Annotated in this window: 20 protein-coding genes; 7 read left to right on the plus strand and 13 right to left on the minus strand. The window is 65.9% G+C overall.

Annotated features, from left to right (window positions below):
- Positions 1-147 precede the first annotated feature (147 nt).
- Positions 148-819, plus strand: a complete 672-nt coding sequence (locus BJL86_RS09490; protein WP_067477015.1) for a TetR/AcrR family transcriptional regulator — start codon at positions 148-150, stop codon at positions 817-819.
- A gap of 146 nt (positions 820-965) precedes the next feature.
- On the opposite strand, the gene mutM is transcribed toward BJL86_RS09490, so the two are convergent.
- From mutM to BJL86_RS09530, 8 genes are all read right to left on the minus strand, one after another.
- Positions 966-1853, minus strand: a complete 888-nt coding sequence (mutM, locus tag BJL86_RS09495) for a bifunctional DNA-formamidopyrimidine glycosylase/DNA-(apurinic or apyrimidinic site) lyase (RefSeq protein WP_067477018.1) — start codon at positions 1851-1853, stop codon at positions 966-968.
- A 12-nt stretch (positions 1854-1865) separates the two neighbouring features.
- The gene (rnc, locus tag BJL86_RS09500) at positions 1866-2594 is read right to left on the minus strand and encodes a ribonuclease III (RefSeq protein ID WP_067477021.1); all 729 of its coding nucleotides are present in this window, start codon (positions 2592-2594) and stop codon (positions 1866-1868) included.
- A 59-nt stretch (positions 2595-2653) separates the two neighbouring features.
- Entirely contained in the window at positions 2654-3238 is a 585-nt protein-coding gene (locus tag BJL86_RS09505; RefSeq protein ID WP_067477024.1) for a YceD family protein, read from the minus strand.
- 33 nt (positions 3239-3271) lie between these two features.
- Positions 3272-4063 carry a DivIVA domain-containing protein gene (locus BJL86_RS09510; RefSeq protein WP_231887277.1) on the minus strand — a complete coding sequence of 264 codons (792 nt, stop codon included), beginning with the start codon at positions 4061-4063 and terminating at the stop codon, positions 3272-3274.
- 90 nt (positions 4064-4153) lie between these two features.
- Positions 4154-4645: a pantetheine-phosphate adenylyltransferase gene (gene coaD / locus BJL86_RS09515; RefSeq protein ID WP_067477030.1), complete on the minus strand. Its 492-nt coding sequence runs from the start codon at positions 4643-4645 to the stop codon at positions 4154-4156.
- Positions 4646-4655: 10 nt separating this feature from the next.
- Positions 4656-5240: a 16S rRNA (guanine(966)-N(2))-methyltransferase RsmD gene (gene rsmD / locus BJL86_RS09520; RefSeq protein WP_067477033.1), complete on the minus strand. Its 585-nt coding sequence runs from the start codon at positions 5238-5240 to the stop codon at positions 4656-4658.
- Positions 5237-7597 (minus strand): ATP-dependent DNA helicase RecG, encoded by a 2361-nt coding sequence (locus tag BJL86_RS09525; RefSeq protein WP_075844939.1) that lies wholly within the window; start codon positions 7595-7597, stop codon positions 5237-5239. Before BJL86_RS09525 ends, rsmD begins: the two co-directional genes overlap by 4 nt.
- On the minus strand, positions 7594-9309 hold the full coding sequence (locus BJL86_RS09530) for a DAK2 domain-containing protein (RefSeq protein ID WP_067477036.1): 1716 nt from the start codon (positions 9307-9309) through the stop codon (positions 7594-7596). The genes BJL86_RS09525 and BJL86_RS09530 overlap by 4 nt, the downstream gene beginning before the upstream one ends.
- A 123-nt stretch (positions 9310-9432) precedes the next feature.
- Between BJL86_RS09530 and BJL86_RS09535 the strand changes: the two genes are divergently transcribed.
- Positions 9433-10227, plus strand: a complete 795-nt coding sequence (locus BJL86_RS09535) for an enoyl-CoA hydratase/isomerase family protein (protein WP_067477039.1) — start codon at positions 9433-9435, stop codon at positions 10225-10227.
- Here the strand turns inward: BJL86_RS09535 and BJL86_RS09540 are convergent.
- Genes BJL86_RS09540 through BJL86_RS09550 form a run of 3 tightly spaced genes read right to left on the minus strand, consistent with a single transcriptional unit; the run spans position 10224 to position 12481 of the window.
- The gene (locus BJL86_RS09540) at positions 10224-10931 is read right to left on the minus strand and encodes a uracil-DNA glycosylase (protein WP_067477042.1); all 708 of its coding nucleotides are present in this window, start codon (positions 10929-10931) and stop codon (positions 10224-10226) included. The two genes, BJL86_RS09535 and BJL86_RS09540, sit on opposite strands and share 4 nt — an antisense overlap.
- Complete coding sequence (locus BJL86_RS09545) at positions 10924-11445, minus strand: gamma carbonic anhydrase family protein (RefSeq protein WP_067477045.1); 522 nt, start codon at positions 11443-11445, stop codon at positions 10924-10926. The genes BJL86_RS09540 and BJL86_RS09545 overlap by 8 nt, the downstream gene beginning before the upstream one ends.
- A gap of 10 nt (positions 11446-11455) precedes the next feature.
- Positions 11456-12481 carry a thiamine-phosphate kinase gene (locus BJL86_RS09550; RefSeq protein ID WP_067477047.1) on the minus strand — a complete coding sequence of 342 codons (1026 nt, stop codon included), beginning with the start codon at positions 12479-12481 and terminating at the stop codon, positions 11456-11458.
- 75 nt (positions 12482-12556) lie between these two features.
- On the opposite strand from BJL86_RS09550, the gene BJL86_RS09555 reads away from it, so the two are divergent.
- Together BJL86_RS09555 and BJL86_RS09560 are read left to right on the plus strand one after the other, a co-directional pair.
- On the plus strand, positions 12557-13210 hold the full coding sequence (locus tag BJL86_RS09555; RefSeq protein ID WP_156515408.1) for a DUF3515 domain-containing protein: 654 nt from the start codon (positions 12557-12559) through the stop codon (positions 13208-13210).
- A gap of 45 nt (positions 13211-13255) precedes the next feature.
- Positions 13256-13741: a GyrI-like domain-containing protein gene (locus BJL86_RS09560; RefSeq protein ID WP_082908667.1), complete on the plus strand. Its 486-nt coding sequence runs from the start codon at positions 13256-13258 to the stop codon at positions 13739-13741.
- A gap of 48 nt (positions 13742-13789) precedes the next feature.
- On the opposite strand, the gene BJL86_RS09565 is transcribed toward BJL86_RS09560, so the two are convergent.
- Both BJL86_RS09565 and BJL86_RS09570 read right to left on the minus strand, forming a co-directional pair.
- On the minus strand, positions 13790-14905 hold the full coding sequence (locus tag BJL86_RS09565; protein WP_067477056.1) for a D-alanine--D-alanine ligase family protein: 1116 nt from the start codon (positions 14903-14905) through the stop codon (positions 13790-13792).
- A gap of 57 nt (positions 14906-14962) precedes the next feature.
- Entirely contained in the window at positions 14963-15961 is a 999-nt protein-coding gene (locus BJL86_RS09570) for an NAD(P)H-dependent glycerol-3-phosphate dehydrogenase (protein ID WP_067477059.1), read from the minus strand.
- A 113-nt stretch (positions 15962-16074) separates the two neighbouring features.
- Between BJL86_RS09570 and cofC the strand changes: the two genes are divergently transcribed.
- From cofC to BJL86_RS09585, 3 genes are read left to right on the plus strand one after another with little or no spacing between them, the layout of a single operon-like run.
- Entirely contained in the window at positions 16075-16845 is a 771-nt protein-coding gene (gene cofC, locus BJL86_RS09575) for a 2-phospho-L-lactate guanylyltransferase (RefSeq protein ID WP_082908668.1), read from the plus strand.
- Positions 16842-18980 carry an RNA degradosome polyphosphate kinase gene (locus tag BJL86_RS09580; protein ID WP_067477065.1) on the plus strand — a complete coding sequence of 713 codons (2139 nt, stop codon included), beginning with the start codon at positions 16842-16844 and terminating at the stop codon, positions 18978-18980. The genes cofC and BJL86_RS09580 overlap by 4 nt, the downstream gene beginning before the upstream one ends.
- Positions 18980-19951, plus strand: coding sequence for an NUDIX hydrolase (locus BJL86_RS09585; RefSeq protein ID WP_067477068.1), 972 nt, complete (start codon positions 18980-18982; stop codon positions 19949-19951). The genes BJL86_RS09580 and BJL86_RS09585 overlap by 1 nt, the downstream gene beginning before the upstream one ends.

Raw genomic sequence — 19951 nt, forward strand, 5'->3', positions numbered from 1 at the left:
TGCCCTTTCAGTTGGCCACCCATGCCCGATCTGCGCACCCTGCGCCGAAGTGGATGGACCCCGAGATAAGCGGATGCGACACATCCGCCTCTTGGAAGGTAGCACCGAAAGCGGATACGTCGCAACCGTTTCTGGTATCATGAAGCCATGGCCGAGACGAAGCTGCGCAAGGATGCCGCCCGCAACAGGGACCTGCTCATGAAGGCGGGGCGCGAGCTGTTCGCCCAGCGCGGCCTCGAGGCGACGCTCAACGACGTCGCCCACCACGCAGGCGTCGGCGTGGGCACCGCCTACCGGCGCTTCGCCGACAAGGACGAGCTCATCGACGCCATCCACGCCCAGCAGGTCGACGAGCTCGAGGCGATCCTGAACGAGGTGCTCGCCTGCCCCGACCCCTGGGAAGGACTGGTGCTGTACCTGGAGCGGGCGCTGCAGATCCAGGCGCAGGACCTCGGCATGGCGCAGATCCTCTCGGGACAGCACGCTCGACCGGAGAAGTACGACTGGAGCCGCGACCGCCTCGCTCCCCTGGTCGAGAAGATCGCCGAGCGCGCACGGTTGGCCGGCGTCGTCCGCGACGACCTGACCGGCGTCGACTTGATCCTGCTGCAGGTCTCCCTCACCGCTCTGGCCAAGGTCGCCCATGGCCGCGCCGAATCGGTGGGCCGCGAAGACCTCGCCGAGCTCTACCGTCGCTACCTCTGGGTCTTCCTCGACGGCCTGCGCCCCGGACGCGACGCCCCGTCAGAGCTCCCGATACCGTCACTGACCACCCAGCAGGCCCACATCATGCTCGGGGCAGCGCGCCCCAGCGCCTGAGAGACACTTCGGGCGCACGTCGACCCCGTTCGACTTCCAGTGAGTCCGCAACCCTGCATTCGACGTGACGGCGAGCGATATACGTTGACCTAGTGCAGGTCGAAGCAGCGCCGCGATCGAGGTCGGCGTGCGAGCGACCGCTCAGACTAGCGTTTTCGCTGGCAGACGGGGCAAAAGTGGCTCGATCGGTTCATGAACTTCTCCCGCACGATCGGCGTCCCGCAACGCCTGCAGGGGCGGCCAGCAAGCCCATAGACAGCTCGAAAGAGGCCCGCTGAACCCGAACGACCGTTGACGTTGACGTAAAGCGCGTCGAAGCTCGTGCCGCCGGCTTCGAGGGCTCGGCCCATCACCTCGCGTGCGGCCTCCAGCAGCTCGACAAGTCGCGTGAGCGTCAGCCGCGAACCGAGGCGGCGCCCGTGAACGCGCGCGGTCCACAGCGCCTCGTCGGCGTAAATGTTGCCGATCCCGGCCACTAGCGTCTGCTCGAGGAGTTGCCGCTTGATCTCGACGTCGCGCGAGCGCATCCGCTTGGCGATCGCCCGGATATCGAACGTCGGCTCGAAGGGGTCGGGCGCTATGTGCGCGATGGACGCGGGCACCACTCGTGCAGGGCCGGCGGGCGCAGAGTGAGGGTCGCGGATAAGCATCTCCGTCGTCATATATCCAAAGGTGCGTTGGTCGACGAAACGGAGCTCCTGGCCATCGGACAACGTGAGGCGGGCGTGGGTGTGCCGGGCCGCGGGAAGTTCGGGAGCGGCGATGAGGAGTTGGCCCGACATGCGCAGGTGGACAACCAGGGCGCGATCGCCGGGCGCGGATTCGGCATCGCCGAGTGTGAGCCACAGGTACTTGCCGCGGCGCTCGGCCGAATGGATGCGGGCGCCGGCGAGCTCATCGGCGAGGCCCTCCGCGCCGCCAGGGTGTTCGCGGGCGACGCGACGCCCGGTGAACGCGGCGAAGTCGATCGTATGGCCCACGACGTGGTCGGCAAGGCCGCGACGGACGACCTCAACCTCGGGAAGCTCGGGCATGGCGCGACGCCGCTACCCGGCCGAAAGGTTCTTATAGGCCTTCTCGGCGGCCTTCTGCTCGGCTTCCTTCTTGGTGCGGCCGGTGCCGCTGCCCCGCTCGACCTCGGACACCAGCGCCTGGGCGGTGAACTCCTTGGCGTGATCCGGGCCCGAATCGGTGATTCGGTAGCGAGGGGCGCCGTGCCCGGACGCTGCGCACAACTCCTGCAGGCTCGTCTTCCAGTCGAGCGCCGCACCCATTTCCGGGGCCTCGTGGAGGCGATGACCGAGAAGCTCGAGCACGACCTTGCGGGACGGTTCGAGCCCGTGCTCGAGGTAGATCGCGCCGAACACCGCCTCCATGGTGTCGGCGAGAATCGAATGCTTGTCGCGCCCGCCGGTGAGCTCCTCGCCCTTGCCGAGCCGCACATAGGCGCCCAGCCCCCCGTCGCCGAGCTCCCTTGCGACCTCGGCGAGGGTGTACATGTTGACCAGGCTCGCGCGGATCTTCGCAAGCTCCCCCTCCGCGCGGTCCGGGTAGTTTACGTAGAGGAATTCGGTGACCGACAGGCCGAGCACGGTGTCGCCGAGGAATTCGAGGCGCTCGTTGTGCGGGAGGCCACCGTTCTCGTAGGCGAAAGAGCGGTGGGTGACGGCGTGCTGCATCAGTCCCGGGTCGATCTCGATGCCCAACGCCTCGAACAGCGCGGTGTACGCCCCGGCATCGGGCGGCGTGAGTTCGGCGGACCCGTTTTTGGCCATGATTTCTCGACTACCTTCTCTTCGCTCGTGGCGCCGGCTCTGGAACCGCGCGGGCGGTACTACTTTTCTTCCCCGGTTTCCGGGTCGCGGCCGAACTTCTCCGCGAGACCCGCCCAGCGCGGGTCGATCTTCCCTTCCCAGTCCTCCGCGGTGCCATCGGGGGCCGGAACGTCGTTGTCCGGGCACGGCTTGCCGGTGACCGATTCGCAGGTAGGCGCCAGCTCGAACGACAAGCCGAAGCCGTCGATGAGTGCCTGGGTGAGGTCCACTCGGCCGTCGTCGAGCAGCCGGACCTCTTCCTCCTCTGCCGCCTCGGCGGAAGGGCTACCCGGTTCCGCGTACAGATCCCCAAGCGTGACGGTTGCGTCGCGGCCGAGCTCGGTGAGGCAGCGCACGCACTCCGCGACGGCCTCTGCGGATGCCGTTCCGGAGACGTAGACGCCGTCCTCGACTCGTGAGACTGTCAGGTCGAGCTCGACCTCGCGCCCGGCGGGGACCTTGACCATCTCGACCCCGATGTCCTCGGACAGGACGACGGTGTCGCGCCAGTCCGCGATCGTGCCGAGCGAGGTGCCCAGCCGCTGGGTGTCGAACGTCAGGCCGTGGCCGTGGGTATGGGCTGAGTTTCGGGCGTTATCAGACACGCCTCCAGATGATACCCGCCGACACGGCGGCCCCTAGCGACGGACGCGTTCGTCCCGGTAGCCGCGCTCGTCGCCGGCAGCGGCGCCATCGTCGTAGCTGTCGCGGCCGTAGGCGTAGCCGCCGGCCATTTCGGCCCGACCACGCTGCACCGTCCTGATCGTCGTGGCGAGCACATCCTCGAAGTCGGCCATCTTCTGCTCGACGTAGTCGTCGCATTCGTCGCGGCGACGCGAGGCCTCCGCGTATGCGTCCTCCCGCACGCGGCGCGCTTCTTCGTCGGCGACTCGCGACACCTCGGATTCGGAGACCATGCGCTGCTGCTCGTTGCGAGCCTCGGTGAGCATGCGGTCGTACAGCGCCTCAGCGTCGTCGACGGTCCGCTCGGCTTCTGCGCGTGCACGGGAGGTCGTGTCCTCGGCCTGGCGCTGAGCGGAGTCGACGGTCGCGGCCGCTTCGGTCTCGGCGGTGAGCATCATCGCGTCGCTGCGCTCGCGTGCATCGACGACGAGCTTGTTCGCCTGGGCGTTGGCGTCTGCGACCATGCCCTCGGACTCCGCGCGCGCGTCGGTGAGCGTCTGGTTCGCCTCGGCCTGTGCGTTGCCGACGAGCTCACGCGCCTTCGCTTCGGCCTCGGCGAGGATGCTGTCTCGCTGGTCGAGAACGTCCTGGGCATCGTCGAGTTCGCCCGGGAAAGCGTCGCGAATCTCATCGAGAAGGAGCAGCGAATCCTGGCGCGGGACCACGCAGTTATTCGTCATCGGGATGTTGCGTGCTTCCTCGATCATCGCGATCAAGTCGTCAAGCGCCTGGAAAACTCTATACACCCTGCTGTCCTTCCCTTGCACTGCCTGTGCGGATGGGTCACTGTCCCATCTTGTCGGTTTATCGATGACCCCGGACGGTGCCGCGCCGGGTCAGCCGAACTTCGCCGCCATGGCGCTTGCCACAGCGGGTGGAACGAGGTGCCCTACCTCACCCCCGAGCTTCGCCACTTCCCGGACAAGCGAGGACGACACGAATGACAAGCCCGGCTGCCCCGACAGGAACAACGTGTCGACGCTGTGCTCGGAGCCGGCGCCGGTGATCTCCCAGTTCATGTGCGCCATCGGTTCCTCATAGGAGTAGTCCGTGGCGCCGCGCAGACCCTTGACCACAGCTTTCGCGCCTTGCTCGCGGCAGTAGTCGACGAGGAGGCCGGTGAAATCGTCTACGCGCACGTTGTCCAGGTGCGCCACCGACTCGGATATGAGCTCGCGGCGCTGGGCAACGTCGAACGTCCCCTGCTTGTTGGGGTTGTACACGACGCATGCGATGACCTCGTCGAACAGCCTCGCCGCACGCTCGAATACGTCGACGTGGCCGAGGGTCACGGGGTCGAAAGAGCCGGGGCATACTGCGATAGTCATGATCCCCAGGCTAGCGATCTTCTCTGGCTCCGATGTCGACGCGCGTTTCGCCATAGGCTCTGCTGAACTCCGACGTCATGCCTTGGGGCCATTCGATGACGGCGGAGCGGACCGAACTCTCGACGACGACGTGCGCGATGTCCGACAGCCAGTCATGCGCGAGGAGCCGGTCGAGGATTTCCGGCACCAGCCCGTCGACCTGCTCGTAGGGCGGGTCGATGAGCACGAGGTCAAAACCGCCCGCGCGTGGGCACGTGCCGGTGATGGCGCCCGGAAGTGCGGTGCGATGCAGCGCGAAGTTGCCGCGCGGCGAGTCCAGAGCTGTGCGGACGCTTTCGATGTTGCCCTGGAGGATTCGAGCGGCGGGGCCGGCGGATTCGACGAAGTCGGCCGTCTCCGCTCCACGCGACAAGGCCTCGAGGCCGAGCGCTCCGGATCCGGCGAACAGGTCGAGCACGAACGTCCCGTCCAGGTCGAGGCGCGATTCGATGGCGCTGAACATCGCCTCGCGCACACGGTCGGTGGTGGGCCGCGTGCCGGCGTCAGGCACATCCAGGCGTATGGAGCGGAGCCTGCCGGCGATCAGTCTGGTCACGTGCGATCAAGGTAGTCGGCTTCGGCGAATTCGTCTATCTCCCCGCCGAGCGTCGTGTAGTGCTCAAGTTCCGGGTCCTCGGACAAGATGCGCGTGGATAGCTCGCTCGCCTCGGTGATGATCTCCGCATCGCGCACCACGGAAAGGATGCGGTTCATTCCGCGGCCTCCCGATTGCCGGGCGCCGAACACGTCGCCCTCGCCGCGAAGCTCTAGGTCACGTTGGGACAGCTCGAAGCCGTCGCGAGTCTCTGCAACCGCCTTGAGGCGTTCCTCGGCCGTCGACCCGGGTTCGACCGTGGAGACCAACAGACACACCCCTGGCTTATCCCCACGGCCGATGCGCCCGCGGAGCTGGTGGAGCTGGGAAATACCGAAGCGTTCTGCATCCATGATGACCATCACGGTGGCGTCGGGAACATCGACTCCCACCTCGATGACTGTGGTCGATACGAGCACGTCGAGCTGGCCGCCCGCGAAGGCATTCATCGTCATGTCTTTGACATCGGAGGGCAGTCTGCCGTGGACCATGCCGACGCGCAGGTCCGCCAACTCGTCGGCCACCAGTTCGTCGAAGAGGTCCTCGACGCCGATACCCGGACGTGCCGGCCCGTCTGCGGGACCGTAATTGCGTTGGAAATTGCCCTCGGAATCATCGGGCTCTGAGCTGTCGATGCGGGGCGCGACGATGAACGCGCGGCCGCCGTCCTCGACCTCCTCGTGGATGCGGTCGAAGATGCGCTCGACCCAGCGTTGTTGATGGGCGGGATCGAGGGCGCCCAGCTGCACGACGTGCGTGTCCACCGGCTGCCTCCCGGCGGGAAGCTCGGTGAGCGTCGAGGTAGACATGTCGCCGAAGCTCATCATCGCGATGGTGCGCGGGATCGGAGTGGCCGTCATGGTGAGGATGTGCGGGGTGGCGTCGTCGGCGCGCTTGGCGCGCAGCTTCTGCCGCTGATCGACGCCGAAGCGATGTTGTTCGTCCACGACCGCCAGGCCGAGGTCGAAGAATTGCACGGAATTCTCGAGCAGCGCGTGGGTGCCGATAACGATGTCGATCTCGCCGTTGACCAAGCCGAGCAGCGCCTCGCGGCGCGCGCCCGTGGACATGGATCCGGTGACCAGCGCCAGCGAAATCGGATCAGCTCCGGTGGTTTCGTCGGGCTTCACCGAATCGCCGAACAACGTGCCGCTCACGGAGCCGGCGGGCCTGGCCAGCTGTCGAAGCAGGCGGCGCAGCGCGCGCTCGTGCTGGGCGGCGAGGACCTCGGTGGGTGCGAGAAGCGCGCATTGGCGGCCGGCGTCGACGGCCTGGCACATGGCGAGCAGGGACACGACGGTCTTACCGGAACCGACTTCGCCCTGCAGGAGCCTGGCAGTGGGATAGCTCTTTTCGAGGTCCCCCGAAATTTCCTCGAGCACCTCGTCCTGACCGGAGGTGAGCGAGTACGGAAGCATCTCGAGCAACGCTTCGCGGACGCCGTCCGCCCTCGCGGGGCTCGCGGGCGCGGCCCCTGATTCCAGCCGCAGCCGGCGAAGCCCCAAGCGCAGGTGCACGGAGAGGGCGACGTCGAACTTCACTCGGCGCAGGGCCGCCGCTAGCTGCTCGTGCGTCTGCGGGAAATGGAGCGCGCGCCTCGATTCATCGCGCGGGGCGAGGCGGAATCGTTTGCGGTCGAGCTGCGAGAGCGTCTCGGGGATTTCCGGCAGGAGCGGAAGCGCGATGGCGACGGCCGACATGACGTCCCACGTGGTGGTCTTCTTCGAGGCGGGATAGACCGGCAGGATCGGCCGCTCCAGGAGGGACTGCTCGCCCCGGCCTATGACGATCTCATCGGCGACGTCGAGGATTTCCTTGGCAGAGGACTCTTTCTTTTCCTCGCTGGCGAGGGGCTCTGCGTCGTCCGACACCATCCCCGATGCGTCCGAGGCCACGCGGAAGGTGGGATTGACGCAGGTGATCTTGCCTTTGCGGATTTTGGCGACGCCGATGACCTCGATGAAGTCGTGCGTTTTGACCTTGTGCTTGACCCACGTCATGTTGAAGAACACCGCGGTTCGCTCACCGGCGTCGGTGGCGACGGTGACGAACACCGTGCGCACCCGGGGCATCTGGCCGCGGGAATAGTTGTCCGAGACGCCGAAGACCGTGCCGGAGAAGCCGATGGGATCGCCGTCCGAGATGCCGGTGGCCGGGTCGCTCTGCCCGCGATCGCGGTAGGTGCGCGGGACGGAGTCGAGCAGCTCGGCAAGCGTGTGCAGTTCGAGGTCGCGGGCGAGTTTTTTCGCCAGGGTGCCGGGCAGGATGTCCGCGAGCGGGGTGTCGTCGGGGCCGGCGAGGTCGTCCGTCTCGCTCATTCCAGTCCCACGTAGGCCATCACGTCGCCGTCTCCCATGGGGTAGGTGACGATTTCCAGGTCGGGGTAGTCCGCGGAAAGCCTATCCACCTCGGTCTCGACCTCGCGATCGAGCTCGGCGACCGCGATGATCGTGAGCATCTCCCCGCCAAGAGTGAGGAGGCGGTCGATCACCGCGGAAAGCGCAGCGGCGGGGCTCGATTCCACCACGGCGACGTCGAACCCGATCACCCCGACGACGTCGCCGACCTCGCAGGGGCCGACGAGGGTCAATGCGCGCTGTGCCGCACGGTCGAGTCGGGCGAAACGTACGGATGTTGCCGCATCGGCCATGTCGAAACCGTCGATGGACAGTGATGAATCGGGGTCGTGCACCGCGAGGGCCGCGAGCCCCTGGACGATGGATTGGGTCGGGAGGATAATGCAGTGGCGCCCGCGGGCGCGGAGCTCGGCATCGACCGCAGTGATCTGGGAATGCCCGAGCGAGCCGTTGGGCAGGACGATGATTTCGGCGGTCTCCACCTCGAGCAATTTGCGCACCATGACCGCTTCGTCGGCATCCGAGTCGATCGTCACCGCGCCGGCGCCCTCGAACAGCTTGGCGACCGGCCCGGGGCTGGCGAGCGCGACTACCGTGCGCCCTTGTTCGAACGTCTCCGGTGCCGACGTTCCCGCCGGGCCGAGCAATTCCTCGACACGGATCTCGGCAACCTTCCCGAGGTCGACGCCTGCCTGGATGGCGCCGCCGATATCGTTTGTGTGGACGTGGATGGTCCAGTACGAGTCGGCGCCGCCCGAGCTATCCGAGGCGACGATGACACTGTCGCCCAGCCCGCGCAGGGTGGCACGTAGCGCATCGCCCGCCGCCGATTCCAAGCCGCGCAGCGCATACATGACTTCGAATCTGGAGACCTCGCATTCGGGGACGCCCGGTCCGTGATCTACGTCCGTAGAGGCTTCCTCGCTTCCAGGGTGCGCGGCATCTCCGCCGTCATACCCCGACAGGTCCACGGGCGTGCGTGCGAAATCCGGCCGCTGCGGGGTAACGCCGGTGACGACCTTGACCAGCGAGTCGAGGACGATGAGTAGTCCGCGTCCCCCGGCGTCGACGACCCCGGCCTCGCGGAGCACATCGAGTTGGTCCGGCGTCCGTTCCAGCGACTCGCACGCGGCATCTGCTGCCGCCTTGCACACTGCCGCCAGCGACTTGTCCGCTTGGCGGGCGGCGGCCGCAGAATCGCGAAGGACCGTGATGATCGTACCCTCGACCGGGTCGGACAGCGACCGGGAGGCGACGTCCACGGCGGAAGACAACGCGGTCGACACAACCTCTGCCGAGACGCCGGAGGCCTCGGCGTGATCGCCGAGCGCGCGCAGCACCTGCGACAGGATGACCCCCGAATTGCCGCGCGCCTCCCGCACCGCTCCCTTGCCGAGGGCCACAGCCACCCTGTCGGCGTGCGCGGCTGCGGAGGCGGTGCCAATCGAATCGACGAGATCGTCCGCGAAGTCGACAGCGGCGGCCATGGTGTGCGCCATGTTGGTGCCCGTGTCCGAATCGGGAACGGGAAAGACGTTGAGCGTGTTGATCGCGCCGCGATGCACGGCGAGCGAGTCGGCGACGAGCCGCGCCCAATCGAGCACCGCCATGCCGTCCAGCACGTCGAGAATCCCGGCCGCTGATGCGGCGGGAGCGCTACCAACCTGGCTCATGGTCCCTTCCGGCTCGTTTCTCGTCTCGCTTCGGCCCTTGTGCTCCACACAACACTAGTACGCTAGGGCATCTAGCCGGTGCCCTTACAGGCATCTCGTCACCCTGAATCATTGGAGGAATTCGTGCCCACCGATCTTTCCGCGCTTCCGCTCGTACGGTTCGAGGAGGGCATACTCTACCTTCCGGTCTCTACCTCGGAGAATGCGTGCGCGCTCAGTAACGAGGCGATGGAACAGTCGATCGAGGCGCTCAACCTCGTGTCCGTGGGACGCCTGGAGGCGCGCGTAGCCGTGCTCGTCGGCCTGGGCAAGCACTTCTCCGTCGGCGGAAATGTGCGCGGCTTCGCCGAAGCCGACGATACCGAGCAGCACATCCTCGATGTGGCCGCGATCGCCCACGCTCTCGTCGCTCGGGTCTATGCGCTGCAGATTCCCGTTGTCGCCGCGATGAAGGGCGCGACGGCCGGCGCCGGGTTGTCGCTGTGCTTGGCGGCAGATGTCGTCGTCGGGGGAAGCTCTTCGCGCCTGGCATTCGCCTACTCGGCAATCGGCCTTTCCCCGGACGGCGGTATGAGCTACTTTTTGCCTCGCGTGGTCGGACGAACCCGCGCCGCAACGCTCCTGCTCACCAGCGCCCAGCTCAGCGGCGAAGAAGCCCGGGATATGGGCATCATTTCGCACTGGGTGGGCGACGAGGACATCGACTCCGCCGCCGCCGAGTTCGCCCGCACGCTCGCGAACGGACCGCATAATTCCTACGCCTCTATCAAGCAGAGCCTCGCGATCGCCGAGGAGGGCAGCCTCGACTCCGTGTTGCGAACGGAGCGCTTCAATATCGCCCACAACTCCGTGACGCCGAATGGACGCGAGGGCGTGGCCGCATTCATGGAAAAGCGCGCCCCGAAGTTCCCGAGCTAGGCGCGCGAGGGCGCGGACGCCGGCAGGCGCCAGTCCACCTGGGACGCGCCTTGCTGCCCGAGTGCCGCATTCGCACGGCTGAACGGCCGTGAACCGAAGAACCCTCGCGACGCCGAAAGTGGCGATGGATGCGCCGATTCGATGCGCGGCACCGAGCCGAGTTGCGGGGCCAGGGACTGAGCGTCTCGCCCCCAGAGGATCGCGACCAGCGGGGCATCGCGTTCCACTAGAGCCGCGATCGCCCTATCGGTGATCTTTTCCCATCCCTTCTTGCGGTGGGACGCCGCGGCGCCGGGCCGCACGGTCAGGCATCGGTTCAAAAGCATCACTCCCTGCGCGGACCACGCGGTGAGGTCACCGTGCTCAGCGGGCTCGATCCCGAGGTCGTCATGCAACTCGCGGTAGATGTTCGTCAGCGAACGAGGGAGCGGTCGGACATCCGCGTCGACCGCAAAGCTCAGACCGATCGGATGCCCCGGGGTCGGATACGGATCCTGCCCGACTATGAGCACCCGCACCTCGTCGAACGGCTGGGTGAACACGCGCAGCACATTGCTTCCCGCGGGTAGGTAGCCGCGCCCCGCGGCGTTCTCCTCGCGGAGAAAATCGCCCATCGCATGGATATCGTCCTCCACCGGGGCGAGCGCGCGCGCCCAGCCGGGGTCCAAGATCTGGCCCAGAGGCTGCTTCCCGGCGCTAGTCAAGGCGACGCAATTCCGCGAGATAGCGCTGTCCGTTCTCGAAGTACTTCTGGGTATTGCCCGCCATCATCTCCGGGTCGACGTCGAAGTCCGGGCGGATCTTCGCGGGCATGCCCATTGCCATTTTGCGTGCGGGCAGGTGGAATCGCGGCGGGATCAGGCAGCCGGCGGCCACGACAGCTCCCGCTTCGATCACCGAGTTATTGAGCACGATCGACCCGGACGAGATCAGCGCGCCATCTCCGATCTTCGCTCCCTCGACGTGCACGCCATGCCCGACGATGCAGTGCTCGCCGAAAATCGTCGGCTCCGTCGCGGTGCAGTGGATGATCGAACCGTCCTGGATGTTGCTCATCGCGCCGACCTCGATCCGTCCGTAGTCCCCGCGCAGCACCGCGTTGGGCCAGACCGACACCCCCTGACCAAGCGACACGTTGCCGATGACCACCGCGTCGGGATGGACGAAGGCATCGTCCGCGATGTCTGGTTCCAGGTCTCCAAGTGCGTATATCGCCATGGGCTCAAGTTTACGTTTGCTGCCCGCGCGCCGAGTCCCACCCCGAGATTTTCCGTGCCTCGCCGTCAACCAGCACGGTCCCCGGACCGTGTTCCCGTGTCGGCTCGCGAATGACGCCGCACGCCGCATACCCGGCAGGGATATCGCTGCCGGCGGGGAAGGACGCGAGAAGTCCATGGTCCTCTCCCCCCGTGAGCTGCCACTCGGATACCGCGGACCGGGGATCTTTACCGAGAACCACGGCCGCATCCCGCAGAACTTCGTCGTCAACAAAAGTAGAGCGATCGAGGTCTGCGACGACTCCGCTGGTCCGGCACAACCCCGACAGGTCGCGAAGTAAACCATCGGTGACGTCGGTGAGCGCAGTCGCCCCGCAGCGCCGCGCAGCCGGACCGAGTGGGTACTCGGGCCTGGGGACACGAAAGAGGTCCTGCGCTATGCCATCTGTGTGTCCGGAAGAGATCAACTCGAGCCCGGCCGCGGAACGCCCCGGTAGACCGCTGAGCGCGAGGGTGTCGCCGGGCCGGGCACCCGAAAGCAGGACGGCCGATCCCCCGTCCTCGAAATCTCCGAGGGCCATCGGCGCAAGGACGATGCAAGGACCAGTGGTCACGTCCCCGCCGACGATCCGCGCACCCGCGCGCCTCGCTTCCGTCGCCGCGCCTGTGGCAAGGTCCTCGACATCCGTGAGCAACATGTCCGTCGTGAGAGACAGAGCGATGACGATGTAGCGGACCTGCGCGCCCATCGCCGCGATGTCCGAGGCGGCCTGCGCCACGGCGCGAGCGCCGATGTCCGCGGGAGTCGACCACTGCCTCCGGAAGTGAGTGCCTTCGACGATCATGTCGGTACTCGCAACTACATCTGTCGAGGCGGCGAATACAGCAGCATCGTCGCCGTTTCCGACGACGAGTGTCGTTGGAGGGTGCCCGGCCGCCGCACGCGTCGCTGCTGCGGTAAAGATCTGAATGATCTCAGCCTCGGTCGACTCGGCAATGGTCTCCGGGCCCGACGATCGATCGTAGGGATCGGTCACGGTCGCTCCTTATGTGGTCTCCATCGTTCGTGGCTCTCCGCGGCGGCCGTCGGCGCACATCGTATGGTGAACGGTATGGCGAAAGACTCTTCTGCGGACGATGCGGCACCGGCTTCGGATTCCGTCGACCACGCGACTACCGCCACCAGCGACCCGATGGGCCGGAAACCTTGGGCCATAGCGGCCGCCGTGGCGATTCCGCTGATTCTGGTGGGCGGTGTCCTATACGGCGCCTCCCAAGTCTATAACTCGACCGGCGAAAGTCAGGATGACCCGCTCAATGCGGTAACGGTGCCGAACCCTGATGGGGACTCGCCAGAATGCGCCGAATTCCTCGCCGCCCTGGGAGACGAACTGGGAGACGCCAAGCGCGTGGAATTCGCGGATCCCGCGCCGGATGCCGCCGCGGGATACCGTCTCGACTCCGGCGCCCCGGTAATCGTTCGATGCGGGCTGCCCGCCCCGCAGGGGTTCGAGGTCGGCGCGGCGCTGACCGAGGTCAACGAGGTCCAGTGGTTCAACGAGCCCGATCCGGTCGCCGAAGTCACCGACTCGACCTGGGTTGCGGTCGACAGGCCCGTTTACGTGGCGATCACGCTTCCGGAGGACTCCGGCACCGGCCCCATTCAGGCGGTCTCCGATACGCTCAAGGAGACGATGGAAGCGACCGAACCGGCGCCCGCGGACATTGCCACCGATGATGGAACGCCCGCCGGCCCCGGCAACTAAGGCGACGCGCCGAACTCCGGCCACCCCACCCCAGGAGATTCAATAGTGGACTTTCTCAATGGACCGGCCCGCGACAGCGTCGAGGTATTCGACATCCCCGCAGTCAAAACCGTGTGCGTCAAGGCGACTGGCTGGCAGATGTCCAAGCTAGAGGAGCTTTTCGACACGGGCTTTACGTCGCTGGCCACCGCGGTTCAGCCCGCCGGCCCCGCGTACGCGCTGTTCACCCGCCAGCCTTCGGACACGGTCGATATCGAGATCGGGTTCCCGACGTCCACGGCACTGATCGCGCCGATCCCCGCCCAGAAGGTCACCCTGGAACCCGGCGAGATTCCCGCGGGTAAGGTCGCGAGCCTGTCCCACATCGGTGCGTTCGACAAGCTCCCCCAGGCCTATGAAGAGTTGCTCGCTCGAGTCGAACAACTGGGTTTGACGCCGAAGTTGCCGTTTTTCGAGGTGTACGTGACCGAGCCGAGCCCCGATAAGGACCCGGCCGATCTGCGCACCGACATCTACACCTACATCGAGTAGTCGCGAGGCCCGGCACTTCTCAGGCAGCGAGCATGCGATCGCTGCCTGTTATCGGCCTCCGAGGGCCGTCTGCACGAGGGTGTCGAGCAACTCGGTGTATCCGATTCCGCTCGCCTCCCACATCTTCGGGTACATCGAGATCGGAGTGAACCCGGGGATCGTGTTCACCTCGTTGATAACCGCCCCATCGGCCGTCACGAAGAAATCGACACGAGAGAGCCCCTTCGCGTCAAGGGCTTCGAATGCCTCCACCGCCATCCGGCGCACCTCGTCGGTCTCCGCATCCGAGATATTCGCCGGCAGGTCGTAGGAGCTCACGGCGTCGATGTACTTGGTGTCGAAATCGTAGAAGGCGGCATCGCCTGCGCCTTCCTCGGAAGCAGTCCCCGGTTCGTCCGGGAAATGGATTTCGGCGGGAAGGCTCGCGCGCACCTCGCCGGACGGCAGCTCAAGTACGCCGCATTCGATCTCGCGACCAACGATCCCGGCCTCGACGATCACCTTAGTGTCGTGTTTGCGTGCCTCGGCGATCGCCATCTCCAGGCCCGCCCAATCGGCGACCTTCGTGATCCCGATCGACGATCCGCCGCGAGCGGGCTTGACGAACACAGGCAGTCCGAGTCGCTCGCGGTCCTCGGCGGATACGGTGTCCTCGCCCCGACGCAGCACTACCTGCACCCCGATCGCCAAGCCGGCCTGACCGAGCACCTTCTTGGTGAATTCCTTGTCCATCGACGCAGACGACGCGAACACCCCGGGGCCCACGTAGGGCACGCCGGACAACTCCAACAGCCCCTGAATGGTGCCGTCCTCGCCATTGGGCCCGTGTAGAACGGGGAATATGACGTCGGCGTGCGCGTACACCTCGCCGGCGTGAGGGCCCTCGACGTAGCGAATCACTCCGCGGTCGGTCTCACAGGTACCGATCGCGACGCGCTGCGCGGCGTCATCCACTTTGGGAAGCCGGCGATCTTCGATCCGCAGCGATGCGAAGTCGCGCGTTCCCTCGACCCAGGCACCCGCGGTGGTGATGCCCACCGGGACGACCTCATAGCGCTCGGGATCGAGGTGGCTCATGACGGCACCCGCCGAGACACAGGAGATGCTGTGTTCGGGGCTTCGCCCGCCATACAGGACTGCAACGGTTATACGACTCACGGCCACAAGGCTACCGTCTACCCGCGCACGGTCCGCGCACCACCGCGCCCGCACCGGAACGAGTCATTCGCTCTTCTTCGTACGTCCCATCAATGCCTGCACGAGTTGCGAGACGGGGATGCCTTCGTGGCACACGAGATGGGCGGCCTCCGTGAGCGGCATCTCCACGCCGGCCTCCTGCGAAAGCGCGCGAATCGAGGTGCACGACTTCACGCCCTCGGCGACCTGTCCGTTGGTCGCCTCCTGGGCTTCGTCCATAGTCCGTCCCATTCCGAGCTGCTCGCCGAATCGGCGGTTGCGCGACAGCGAGGACGAGCAGGTCGCCACGAGGTCCCCGATCCCCGCGAGCCCCGAGAACGTCGCCTGTTCCGCGCCGAGCGCGATCCCGAGTCGGGTAATCTCCGCCAGCCCGCGCGTGATCAATGTAGCGCTGGTGTTGTACCCCATCCCGAGCCCCGCGGCCATACCGCATACCAGCGCGATGACGTTTTTCGACGCCCCTGCGATTTCGCATCCCACGACGTCATTATTGGTATAGGGGCGCAAATACGAGGTGGCGAAAATGCCCTGTAGTTCCTCGGCGAGCTGCGCGTTCTCGGACGCGATCACGGTCGCTGCGAACTGGCCTTCTGCGATTTCCTTCGCGAGGTTGGGGCCCGACAGCACACCGATCCGCGACGGATCAACCGCGCCGTCCTCGGCGATGATCTGGCTGGCGCGGCGCAGCGACGCGGTTTCGACGCCTTTGGCGAGCGAAATGTACCCGGCCCCCTTCGGCAAGAGGCTTGCCCACGTGCGCATGTTCTCGCCGAGTGACTGCGCAGGCACGCCGAGCACGACATGGCTGGCACCCTCGAGGGCCTCGGCAGGATCGGAGGTCCCCGACATCTGCTCGGGAAGTGGCACCTCGGGTAGGTAACGGTCGTTGGTATGGCGCGATCGGATCTCTTCGGCGACCTGCTCCCTGCGCGCCCACATCACGACGTCGTTTCCGCCATCGGCCAACACCTTGCCCACGGCCGTCCCCCACGAGCCTGATCCCATGACCGCTACCCGAACCAAAGCACGCTCCCAACACCATGATGTCCGCCGAGCCGGCGAGTGAGGGTGGCCCGTCCCGCCTTCGGCGCATTGCACAATCAAGATACCCGAGCACCTGTGGCACGATGGGTTAAATGCTGAGATCGGCTGCAGAACCACCCACCGCTCCCCGCGTCGGCGGACAGTGGGCCGTGGTCGTGCCCGCCAAGTCCTTGAGCAGGGCCAAATCGAGGATGACGGCGGAGTTGTCCGATCCCGCCCGGCGGCTTCTCGTCCGCGCGATGCTCCTCGATGTGCTTGCGGCGAGTCTCCGTTGCCCAGTCGTCGACGTCGTTGCCGTGGTGACTGCGGATCGGGAGCTCGCGAGCCTCGCTGCGGGCGCCGGGGCGCGTGTCCTTGCCGAATTCGACGAGCCGTCGGCCGAACCTCTCGTGGTCTCCGGCGGTGACCAGACGTTCCGCTACGCCGCCGCCGTCGGCCTTTCGTGGGCCCGGAAATCTCCGGCCCCGTACGCCCGAGTGGCCGTGCTCGCCTCGGACCTTCCGGGTATCACCATCGGCGAACTCGACTCGGCCCTCGACGCCGCGAGCAGTGTCGACCGCGGCTTTGTGCCCGACGCGGACGAGGCGGGTACGACTTTGGCGACTTTCAACGCCAACTGCGAGGTCGCAGACGACATCCGCACGTTCTTCGGACCGAATTCCGCTCGCGAATTCGCCTCCTCCGGCGCCCACGATCTCGCCTCCGGGGCCCGCTGGAATGGGCTGCGCCGCGATGTCGATTCAATCGCCCATCTCGGAAGCATCTCGGACCTGGGAGAACACACACGACAAGTCGTGGATTCGTGGCTCGCCGACGTACCGAACACCCACGCCCCTAGGTCATTAGGCAAAATGAAGGGGTGAGCGAAACCGAATCCACCTCAGGCACTCCGCAATCGCCTTCTACCCCGGTTACGGCGAGTCAGACGGGGAGCTCGAAGCCCCGGCTGCCTGCCAACCGCTATATCAACCGCGAGCTCAGCTGGCTCGACTTCAACGGGCGGGTTCTCGCCATGGCTGCCGACGAGCGTCAGCCTCTCCTGGAGCGCGCGAAGTTCCTGGCGATCTTCTCGTCCAACCTCGACGAGTTCTACATGGTCCGGGTCGCAGGCCTCAAACGTCGAGACGATTCGGGACTCCCCGTTCGCAGTGCCGACGGAAAGACGCCGGCGGAGCAGCTCACGTTGATCGGCGAGCGCGCTCACGAACTCAGCGCCGAGCAGGACCACATCCTCGTCGACGAGGTCCTTCCAGCGCTGGCTGAGGAAGGAGTGCTACTCCTCCCCTGGGCGGAGCTCAGCGCCGACGAACGGTCACTGCTTTCACAGCAGTTCCACGACCGGATTTTCCCGGTCCTCACCCCGCTCGCCGTCGATCCTTCGCACCCGTTCCCATACATCTCCGGGCTGAGTCTCAACCTCGCCGTCACCGTGCGGGAAACCGAATCCGGGCAGGAGCACTTCGCGCGGGTCAAGATCCCGAACAACGTTCCGCGCTTCGTCCGCGTGGAGCGGCGCGATACCAAACAGATCGTCTTCGTCTCGGCCGAAGAGGTTATCGCCGCTCATCTGGATCAGCTGTTCCACGGCATGGAGATTGTCGACTACCACGTGTTCCGCGTCACGAGGAACGCCGATCTCGCCGTCGAGGAGGACCGCGACGAGGACCTACTCAAGGCCCTGGAACGCGAACTCGCGCGGCGCCGCTTCGGTTCGGTGGTTCGCCTCGAGGTCGCCGAGGACATGACCGACCATATGCTCCATCTGCTCAAGTCCGAGCTCGAGGTTTCCGACGAGGACGTGTACTGGCATCGCGGACTGATCGACCGGACCGCGCTGTGGCAGATCTACGGCGTCAACCTTCCCGATCTCAAGGAAAAGGCCTGGGTGCCGTCAACTCCCCCTGCGTTCGGTGAGCGCGAAGCGCAACGCAACATCTTCGCATCGCTACAGGACGGCGACGTCCTCGTCCACCACCCTTACGACTCGTTCTCGACGACCGTGCAGCGCTTCCTCGAGCAGGCCGCCGCCGACCCCAACGTACTGGCGATCAAACAGACGCTGTATCGGACCTCGGGGGACTCTCCGATCATCAACGCTCTGGTCGAAGCCGCGGCCGCGGGCAAGCAGGTCGTGGCAATGGTCGAGCTGATGGCGCGGTTCGATGAGCAGAACAATATTCGTTGGGCACGCGAGCTCGAGCAGGCGGGCGTACACGTCGTCTACGGCCTCCTCGGCCTCAAAACGCACTGCAAGACTTCGCTCGTGGTTCGCGACGAGGGCGACAGGCTCCGCCGCTATTGCCACATCGGCACCGGCAACTACAACCCCAAGACGGCACGCCTCTACGAGGACGTGGGACTTTTCACCGCCGACGAGGACATCGCGGCCGATCTCAACGAGCTGTTCAATTACCTGACCGGATACTCCCACCCCACGAAATACCGCAAGATCCTCGTCGCGCCGGAGGGAATAAGGAAGGGAATCATCCGCAAGATCGAGCACGAAGTGCAGCTCGCCGCGGACGGCCACGATGCGCGAATCCGCATCAAGGCAAACGCGATCGTCGACGAGCAGGTCATCGACGCCCTGTACCGGGCGTCGCAGGCCGGTGTTCCCGTCGAGGTCGTGGTCCGCGGAATCTGCGGGCTCCGTGCCGGCGTTCCTGGGCTCAGCGAGAACATCGAGGTCCGCTCGATCCTCGGCCAGTTCCTCGAGCACTCGCGCATCTTCACCTTCAAGGCCTCCGACGAGGTGCTCTTCGGTTCGGCGGACATGATGCACCGAAACCTCGATCGCCGCGTCGAGGTGCTCACGCCGGTGGACGATCCCAAGCTCAAGGCCGATCTCGAGCATGTCTTCGACTCGGCAATGGATCCCCGCACCCGTTGCTGGTCCCTGATGGCCGACGGAACATGGAAGCGTCGTCCCGATAATCGGGACGACGAGCGCGACCATCAGATGGAGCTTCTCGCCGAGCACGGAGGCCTGCGCGACTGATGTCGAAGAAGCATTCCAACGAGAACGAGAAACCCGTGTCTTTCGATACCCGTAAGACCGTGCTCGCCGCCGGAGCGGTGATGTACCGGATGTCAGAGAACTTCGAGCTCGAGGTCGCCGTCGTCCACCGACCGCGGTACGACGACTGGTCGCTACCCAAGGGCAAGCTCGATCGTGGAGAAGCATTGCCTGTGACGGCGAGGCGAGAGCTTCTCGAGGAGACCGGACACGAGTGCATTCTCGGCCAATCGCTCGGAGAGTCGAATTATCGGCTGAAGAACGGGGCCTTCAAGCGGGTGTGGTATTGGGCCGCCCGCGAGATCGGCGGGGAGTTCGTCCCGTCGGACGAGTGCGACAGGATGGACTGGCTTTCGGTGTCCGAAGCTTTCGAACGAGTCTCCTACGAACTCGATCAGAGCGTTCTCGAGACCTTCCGTACTTCCGTCGTGCCGCACGCCGACAGGGTGCGCCAGGTAGTTCTCATCCGGCACGCCCGCGCCGGCGACCGGAGCGACTGGAAGGGTGACGATGCGCGGCGCCCGCTCGACAAGAAGGGCCTTTTGCAGGCGGAATATCTCGCCCCGCAATTGCGGGCCTTCGGCGTAAACAATGTTGTATCCGCAGAACCCGACCGATGTATCCAGACCGTGATACCTCTGGCCGAGGGATTAGGGATCACGCCGCTTATCGACCATACGATTGGAGATAGCGGCGCCTCGAAGTCACCTAAGTCCGCCGTCAAGACTCTGCTGTCCTATGTCGAAGACGGTGTGCCGGACGCCTCGGGGACGATAACGGTACTGTCATCGCAGGGTACCGCGATCCCGCTCATTCTCGAGCGAATCACCAAGGGCACCGGACTGGCCGCGCGAGACTTCTCGACGAAGAAGTCCGGACAGTGGACGCTCAGTTTCGCCGATGGGAAGCTCGTCGACGCGAACTATTTGCCCAGACCACTGCCACTTAGCTGA

Origin of the sequence: Dietzia timorensis, from assembly GCF_001659785.1 — a bacterium.
Lineage (GTDB): Bacteria > Actinomycetota > Actinomycetes > Mycobacteriales > Mycobacteriaceae > Dietzia > Dietzia timorensis.

What these genes read in the sequence shown, in the direction of transcription:
- coaD (WP_067477030.1), bottom strand. Translation starts at nt 4,645, where the DNA reads ATGACTATCGCAGTATGCCCCGGCTCTTTCGACCCCGTGACCCTCGGC.
- cofC (WP_082908668.1), top strand. Translation starts at nt 16,075, where the DNA reads ATGCTGAGATCGGCTGCAGAACCACCCACCGCTCCCCGCGTCGGCGGA.
- BJL86_RS09525 (WP_075844939.1), bottom strand. Translation starts at nt 7,597, where the DNA reads ATGAGCGAGACGGACGACCTCGCCGGCCCCGACGACACCCCGCTCGCG.
- BJL86_RS09585 (WP_067477068.1), top strand. Translation starts at nt 18,980, where the DNA reads ATGTCGAAGAAGCATTCCAACGAGAACGAGAAACCCGTGTCTTTCGAT.
- BJL86_RS09555 (WP_156515408.1), top strand. Translation starts at nt 12,557, where the DNA reads ATGGCGAAAGACTCTTCTGCGGACGATGCGGCACCGGCTTCGGATTCC.
- mutM (WP_067477018.1), bottom strand. Translation starts at nt 1,853, where the DNA reads ATGCCCGAGCTTCCCGAGGTTGAGGTCGTCCGTCGCGGCCTTGCCGAC.
- BJL86_RS09545 (WP_067477045.1), bottom strand. Translation starts at nt 11,445, where the DNA reads ATGGCGATATACGCACTTGGAGACCTGGAACCAGACATCGCGGACGAT.
- rnc (WP_067477021.1), bottom strand. Translation starts at nt 2,594, where the DNA reads ATGGCCAAAAACGGGTCCGCCGAACTCACGCCGCCCGATGCCGGGGCG.
- BJL86_RS09490 (WP_067477015.1), top strand. Translation starts at nt 148, where the DNA reads ATGGCCGAGACGAAGCTGCGCAAGGATGCCGCCCGCAACAGGGACCTG.
- BJL86_RS09530 (WP_067477036.1), bottom strand. Translation starts at nt 9,309, where the DNA reads ATGAGCCAGGTTGGTAGCGCTCCCGCCGCATCAGCGGCCGGGATTCTC.